We start from the raw sequence: 6495 nt of genomic DNA, 5'->3' as shown, positions 1-6495 counted from the left end.
GTAATCGCGCTGGCTACGTCGTACACCTTCTGCCATGGAGCGCTCCTGAAAATAAGGGCAAAGGTGTAAACCTTATTCAGGACGGGACACCGCAAACAAAAAAGCCGCAGTCAGTGACTGCGGCTTTTCAGTTGCGGCCGGGACTCAGTCGTCCAGGCCGAGGGCGGCGAAGGCTTCGAGAATCTTGCTCTGGACTTCGTCGATGCTGAGGCTGGTGGAGTCGAGGATGATCGCATCCTCGGCCGGCTTCAGCGGCGCTACCGAGCGCTGGCTGTCACGCTCGTCGCGCTCCTGGATTTCCGTCAGCAGGGCGACCTGATCGGCCTCCATGCCCTTGCCCTTGAGCTGCAGGTAACGACGACGGGCACGCTCTTCGGCGCTGGCGGTGAGGAAGATCTTCAGCTGCGCCTGCGGGAACACCACGGTGCCCATGTCGCGGCCGTCGGCCACCAGGCCAGGTGCCTCGAGGAAGGCGCGCTGGCGTTGCAGCAGGGCTTCGCGCACGGCAGGCAGAGCGGCGACCTGGGAGGCACCGGCGCCGACCTGCTCGGAGCGGATCACGTCGGTGACATCTTCACCTTCCAGCACGATGCTCTGACCACCGCCCGTCTTGGCGTTGAACTGCACGTCCAGGTGAGCGGCCAGGACCTTGAGGGATTCCTCGTTGGTCAGGTCGACGCCATGATTGCGCGCGGCGAAGGCCAGCAGGCGGTACAGCGCGCCGGAGTCGAGCAGGCGCCAACCCAGGCGCTTGGCCAGCAGGCCGGCGACGGTGCCCTTGCCGGAGCCGCTGGGTCCGTCGATGGCGATCACGGGCACGTTGGCGCTCATGCCTTGCCCTCTTCCGCTACGCGAATACCGGACTGGGCCGCGAGGCCGAGGAAGTTCGGGAACGACGTGGCGACGTTGGCGCAGTCATGGATGCGGATCGGCGCACTGGCACGCAGCGAAGCCACGCTGAAGGACATGGCGATACGGTGGTCGCCGTGGCTCCAGACTTCGCCGCCGCCGAAGGGACCGCCTTCGATGATGATGCCGTCCGGAGTCGGCTCGGCCTTCACACCCAGGGCCAGCAGGCCATCGGCCATGACCTGGATACGGTCGGATTCCTTCACGCGCAGCTCTTCCGCGCCACGCAGCACGGTGCGACCTTCGGCACAGGCGGCCGCGACGAAGAGTACCGGGAACTCGTCGATGGCCAGCGGCACCAGGTCTTCGGGGATGTCGATGCCCTTCAGCTTGGCCGCACGCACGCGGAGGTCGGCAACCGGCTCACCGCCCACTTCACGCTGGTTCTCCAGGGTGATGTCGCCGCCCATCAGCTTGAGGATGTCGATGACGCCTGTACGGGTCGGGTTGATGCCGACGTGTTCCAGCACCAGTTCGGACCCTTCGGCGATGCTCGCAGCCACCAGGAAGAAGGCGGCGGAGGAGATGTCGGCGGGCACTTCGATGCGTGAAGCACTGAGCTTGTGGCCGCTTTCGACGGTGGCGGTATTGCCGTCCACCTTCACCGGGTAGCCGAAGCCTTGCAGCATGCGCTCGGTGTGGTCGCGGGTCGGCGCCGGCTCGGTCACGGCGGTTTCGCCGGCCGCGTAGAGGCCGGCGAGCAGCAGGCAGGATTTCACCTGGGCGCTGGCCATGGGCATTTCGTAGTTCATGCCGGACAGTCGCTGGCCGCCGCGGATGGTCAGCGGCGGACGACCTTCGTCACCGGTCTCGATCACCGCGCCCATTTCACGCAGCGGCTTGGCTACGCGGTTCATCGGGCGCTTGGACAGCGAGGCGTCGCCGGTCAGCGTGGTGTCGAACGGCTGGGCCGCCAGCAGGCCGCTGAGCAGGCGCATGGAGGTACCGGAGTTGCCGAGGTACAGCGGACCGGGCGGCGGCTTCAGGCCGTGCAGGCCAACACCGTGGATGGTCACGCGGCCGTGGTGCGGCCCTTCGATGACCACGCCCATATCGCGGAAGGCCTGCAGGGTCGCCAGGGCGTCTTCGCCCTCGAGGAAGCCTTCGACCTCGGTCGTGCCTTCGGCCAGGGAGCCGAGCATGATGGAACGGTGGGAAATGGACTTGTCGCCCGGTACGCGAACACGGCCGGCGAGTTTGCCACCCGGCTGCGCCAGGTAAATCAGATCGTTATTGTGCATGGCGTCCACATAGGCCCTGCGGGCCAGGATTTTGCTGAAATGCTCGCGGGCGAAGCGGGCGCGCGTGAACACGCCCAGCAATTCATGCCCGTCCCCTGCGTCGACCGCGCCGCGCAGGGCGTCGAGGTCATCGCGAAATGCGTCCAGGATGCGCAGTACGGCCTCGCGGTTAGCGAGGAAGATGTCGTGCCACATCACCGGGTCACTGCCGGCGATCCGCGTGAAGTCGCGGAATCCACCAGCGGCATAACGGAAGATTTCCAGATTCTCGCTGCGCTTGGCCAGCGAGTCGACCAGTCCGAATGCCAGCAGGTGCGGCAGGTGGCTGGTCGCGGCGAGCACCTCGTCGTGGTGCTCGACCTCCATGTGTTCAACGTCCGCGCCCAGGGCACGCCAGAGCTGATCGATGCGCTGCAGAGCCGACGGATCGGTATTTTCCACCGGAGTGAGGATGACCTTGTGGCGGCGGAACAGGCTCGCGTTGGCAGCTTCCACCCCGCTCTTCTCCGAGCCGGCGATGGGATGACCCGGCACGAAGCGCTCCGGCATGCCGTCGAAGACCTTGCGCGCCGCGCGCACCACATTGCCCTTGGCGCTGCCGACATCGGTGAGGATGGCATTGCCGAGGTCCAGTAGTGCCAGTTCGGCGAGGAGCTTTTCCATGGCGAGGATGGGTACGGCCAGCTGGATCACATCGGCACCGCGGCAGGCCGCAGCGAGGTCACTCTCGCAGCGGTCGACCACGCCGGTTTCGACGGCGATGCGGCAGGACTCGTGGTCCTTGTCCACCCCTACCACTTCGGCGAACAGGCCTTTCTCGCGCAGCCCCTTGGAGAAGGAGCCGCCGATCAGACCCAGGCCGATCACCACCAGGCGCCCGAAGATAGGGGCACCCTGTTGCACGCTCATGACATCAGCCACGGCCGAGCACCTTGGCCAGTGCTTCCAGGCAACGGGTGTTCTCGGCCGGCAGGCCGATGGAGACGCGCAGGAACGTGGGCATACCGTAGCCGGCGACCGGGCGCAGGATCACGCCTTCACGCAACAGGCCCTGGTTGATCGGGGCGGCGTCACGGCCGAAGTCGACGGCGATGAAGTTGCCCTTGGAGGGAATCCAGCTCAGGCCCAGGGCGCAGAAGCCCTCTTCCAGCTGGAGCATGCCGGCATCGTTGACGCGGCGGCTTTCGGCCAGGTACTCGGCGTCATCCAGGGCGGCGCAGGCCGCGGCCAGGGCCAGGCTGTTCACGTTGAACGGCTGACGCACACGGTTCAGCACGTCGGCCACCTGGGCACTGGACAGGCCGTAGCCCACGCGCAGCGAAGCCAGGCCGTAGGCCTTGGAGAAGGTGCGCGACACCAGCAGGTTCGGATAACGGGCCAGATAGTTAAGGCCGTCGGGCAGTTCTTCACCCTCGGCGTACTCGATGTAGGCCTCGTCCAGCACCACCAGCACGTTTTCCGGGACCTTGGCGAGGAAGTCTTCCAGCGCGGCCGGACCGAACCAGGTGCCGGTGGGGTTGTTCGGGTTGGCGATGAACACGACGCGGGTGTTGGCGTCGATGGCCGCCAGCATGGCCGGCAGGTCATGGCCGAAGTCCTTGGCCGGAACCACCTTGCCGGCAGCGCCCACGGCCTGGGTCGCGATGGGGTACACGGCGAAGGCGTGCTCGCTGAACACGGCATTCAGGCCCGGCGCCAAGAAGGCACGGGCAACCAGGTCGAGAATGTCGTTGGAACCGTTGCCCAGGGTGACCTGCGCCGGGGTCACGCCGCAGCGCTCGGCCAGGCGGCGTTTGAGCTCGAAGCCGTTGCCATCCGGGTAGCGGGTCAGTTCGGCCAGCTCGTTGCGGATCGCTTCGAGGGCCTTGGGGCTCGGGCCGAGGGGGTTCTCGTTACTGGCCAGCTTGACGATGCCGGCCGGGTCGAGGTCCAGCTCGCGGGCCAGTTCATCCACTGGCTTGCCGGGTACGTAGGGCGAAAGTTTCTGCACGCCCGGTTGGGCAAGGGCGAGGAAGTCACAGCTCATGGATTCAGCCTCAACTACGGGCTCGGGGCCGCCGTGGCGCGCCCCAACCCAGGCTGGAGCGCGACGGCCCGTCGCGAATTCAAAGCACCGCTTTGGGGTAGGAACCCAGCACCTTCAGGGCAACGGCTTCCTGGTTGATCTTCTCCAGCACGTCCTTGATCAGCGGGTCGCGGTGGTGGCCTACGAAGTCGATGAAGAACACGTAGGTCCACTTGCCGCTCCGGGACGGGCGGGTCTCGATGCGGGTCAGGTCGATACCGTTGTTGTGGAACGGAACCAGGAGTTCGTGCAGGGCGCCCGGCTTGTTGCGCATGGAGACGATGATCGAAGTCTTGTCGTCGCCGGTGGGCGGCACTTCCTGGCTGCCGATGATGAGGAAGCGCGTGGAGTTGTCCGGGCGGTCCTCGATCTTTTCGCAGAGTTTGGTCAGGCCGTAGAGGCTGGCCGCCATGTCACCGGCGATGGCCGCGGAGTTCCACTCGCTCTTCACCCGCTTGGCGGCGTCGGCGTTGCTGGATACTGCCACGCGCTCGACATTCGGGTAGTGGGCGTCCAGCCACTTGCGGCACTGAGCCAGGGACTGGGCATGGGAATAGATACGGGTGATGTTATCGGTCTTGGTGTTCTCGCCCACCAGCAGGTGGTGGTGGATGCGCAGCTCAACCTCGCCGCAGATCACCATGTCGTGCTCGAGGAAGCTGTCCAGGGTGTGGTTCACGGCGCCTTCGGTGGAGTTCTCCACCGGCACCACGCCGAAGTTGACCGCACCGGCAGCCACTTCGCGGAACACTTCGTCGATGGCAGCCATCGGCGAGCTGATCACCGCGTGGCCAAAGTGCTTGAGCGCCGCAGCCTGGGTGAAGGTGCCTTCCGGACCGAGGTAGGCAACCTTGAGCGGCTGCTCGAGGGCCAGGCAGGAGGACATGATTTCGCGGAACAACCGCGCCATCTCTTCGTTGTCCAGCGGGCCCTGGTTGCGGTCCATGATGTGCTTGAGGACCCAGGCCTCGCGCTCGGGACGATAGAAGATCGGCTTCTCGCCTTCCGGCAAGGACGCCATCTTCACGCGCGCCACATCCTGGGCGCAGCGAGCGCGCTCGCTGATCAGATCGAGGATCTTCTCGTCGAGGCTGTCGATGCGCAGGCGCAGCGCCTTGAGTTCTTGCTCGGACATCAGCCGCGCTCCTTCTCGAACTCCGCCATGTAGGCCACCAGGGCTTCGACGGCATCGAGACCAACGGCGTTGTAGATGGACGCACGCATACCGCCTACCGAACGGTGGCCCTTGAGGTTGAGCAGGCCACGGGCGTCGGCGCCAACGAGGAAGTCCTTGTCCAGGCGCTCGTCAGCCAGACGGAACGGAACGTTCATCCAGGAGCGGGCGTTGACGGCGATCGGGTTGGTATAGAAGCCGCTCTCATCGATGTAGCCGTAGAGCAGTTCCTTCTTCGCCTTGTTGCGCTGCTCCATGGCCTCGACACCGCCCTGCTCTTTCAGCCACTCGAAAACGAGGCCCGAGAGGTACCAGGAGAAGGTAGCCGGGGTGTTGTACATGGAGCCGTTATCGGCAGCGACCTTGTAATTGAGCATGGTCGGGCAGTTGGCGCGGGCGCGACCGAGCAGGTCTTCGCGGACAATGACCACGACCAGGCCACTCGGGCCGATGTTCTTCTGCGCGCCGGCGTAGATCATGCCGAAGCGGGAGATATCGATCGGGCGGGAGAGGATGTCCGAAGACATGTCCACCACGAGGGGTACGTCACCAACTTCCGGAATCCAGTCGAACTGCAGGCCGCCAATGGTTTCGTTGGAGGCGTAGTGCAGGTAGGCGGCGTCTTTCGACAGCTGCCATTCGTTCTGGCCGGGGATGGCGAAGTAGTCATAGCCCTTGGCGCTGGCGGCAACGTTGACGCGACCGAAGCGGCTGGCTTCCTCGATGCTCTTCTTCGACCAGATGCCGGTGTCGACGTAGTCGGCCACGCCAGCTTCCGGCAGCAGGTTCAGCGGGATTTCCGCGAACTGCTGGCTGGCGCCGCCCTGAAGGAACAGCACCTTGTAGTTGGAGGGAATGGACAGGAGGTCGCGCAGGTCCTGCTCGGCCTTCTCGGCAATGGCAACGTAATCGTCGCTGCGGTGGCTCATTTCCATGACGGACAGGCCTTTGCCCTGCCAGTCGAGGAGTTCCGCCTGGGCGCGTTGCAGAACAGCTTCCGGAAGCGCGGCCGGGCCGGCGCAGAAGTTAAAGGCTCGCTTGCTCACATCCACTCTCACTGGGTAGCGCGGGGGCACCAGTGCCCCCGCAAATTGTTACCTACCGAA

At 65.3% G+C, this 6495-nt stretch carries 5 protein-coding genes; all 5 read right to left on the bottom strand.

Going from position 1 to position 6495, the window contains the following annotated elements; translation table 11 throughout:
* Positions 1 to 144: 144 nt before the first annotated feature.
* The 5 genes from cmk to serC all read right to left on the bottom strand — a co-directional run bounded on the left by cmk (position 145) and on the right by serC (position 6435).
* Positions 145 to 831: a (d)CMP kinase gene (gene cmk, locus MnOB_RS03505; protein ID WP_077522065.1), complete on the bottom strand. Its 687-nt coding sequence runs from the start codon at positions 829 to 831 to the stop codon at positions 145 to 147.
* A complete protein-coding gene (locus MnOB_RS03500; protein ID WP_077522063.1) occupies positions 828 to 3059 on the bottom strand; it encodes a bifunctional prephenate dehydrogenase/3-phosphoshikimate 1-carboxyvinyltransferase in 2232 nt (743 codons plus the stop codon). The genes cmk and MnOB_RS03500 overlap by 4 nt, the downstream gene beginning before the upstream one ends.
* Positions 3060 to 3063: 4 nt before the next feature.
* Positions 3064 to 4176, bottom strand: coding sequence for a histidinol-phosphate transaminase (gene hisC, locus MnOB_RS03495; protein ID WP_077522061.1), 1113 nt, complete (start codon positions 4174 to 4176; stop codon positions 3064 to 3066).
* Positions 4177 to 4255: 79 nt separating this feature from the next.
* The gene (pheA, locus tag MnOB_RS03490) at positions 4256 to 5350 is read right to left on the bottom strand and encodes a prephenate dehydratase (protein WP_077522059.1); all 1095 of its coding nucleotides are present in this window, start codon (positions 5348 to 5350) and stop codon (positions 4256 to 4258) included.
* Complete coding sequence (gene serC / locus MnOB_RS03485; RefSeq protein ID WP_077522057.1) at positions 5350 to 6435, bottom strand: 3-phosphoserine/phosphohydroxythreonine transaminase; 1086 nt, start codon at positions 6433 to 6435, stop codon at positions 5350 to 5352. The genes pheA and serC overlap by 1 nt, the downstream gene beginning before the upstream one ends.
* Between the last annotated feature and the right edge of the window lie 60 nt (positions 6436 to 6495).

Source organism: Metapseudomonas resinovorans, assembly GCF_002003485.1.
Classification (GTDB): Bacteria; Pseudomonadota; Gammaproteobacteria; order Pseudomonadales; family Pseudomonadaceae; genus Metapseudomonas; species Metapseudomonas resinovorans_D.
The sequence above is the reverse complement of the archived record's forward strand: the minus strand, read 5'-3'. Positions and strand labels throughout refer to the sequence as shown.

Bases quoted from the DNA above. Each gene is read 5' to 3' on its own strand.
- pheA (WP_077522059.1), bottom strand. From the start codon at position 5,350: ATGTCCGAGCAAGAACTCAAGGCGCTGCGCCTGCGCATCGACAGCCTC.
- MnOB_RS03500 (WP_077522063.1), bottom strand. From the start codon at position 3,059: ATGAGCGTGCAACAGGGTGCCCCTATCTTCGGGCGCCTGGTGGTGATC.
- cmk (WP_077522065.1), bottom strand. From the start codon at position 831: ATGAGCGCCAACGTGCCCGTGATCGCCATCGACGGACCCAGCGGCTCC.
- hisC (WP_077522061.1), bottom strand. From the start codon at position 4,176: ATGAGCTGTGACTTCCTCGCCCTTGCCCAACCGGGCGTGCAGAAACTT.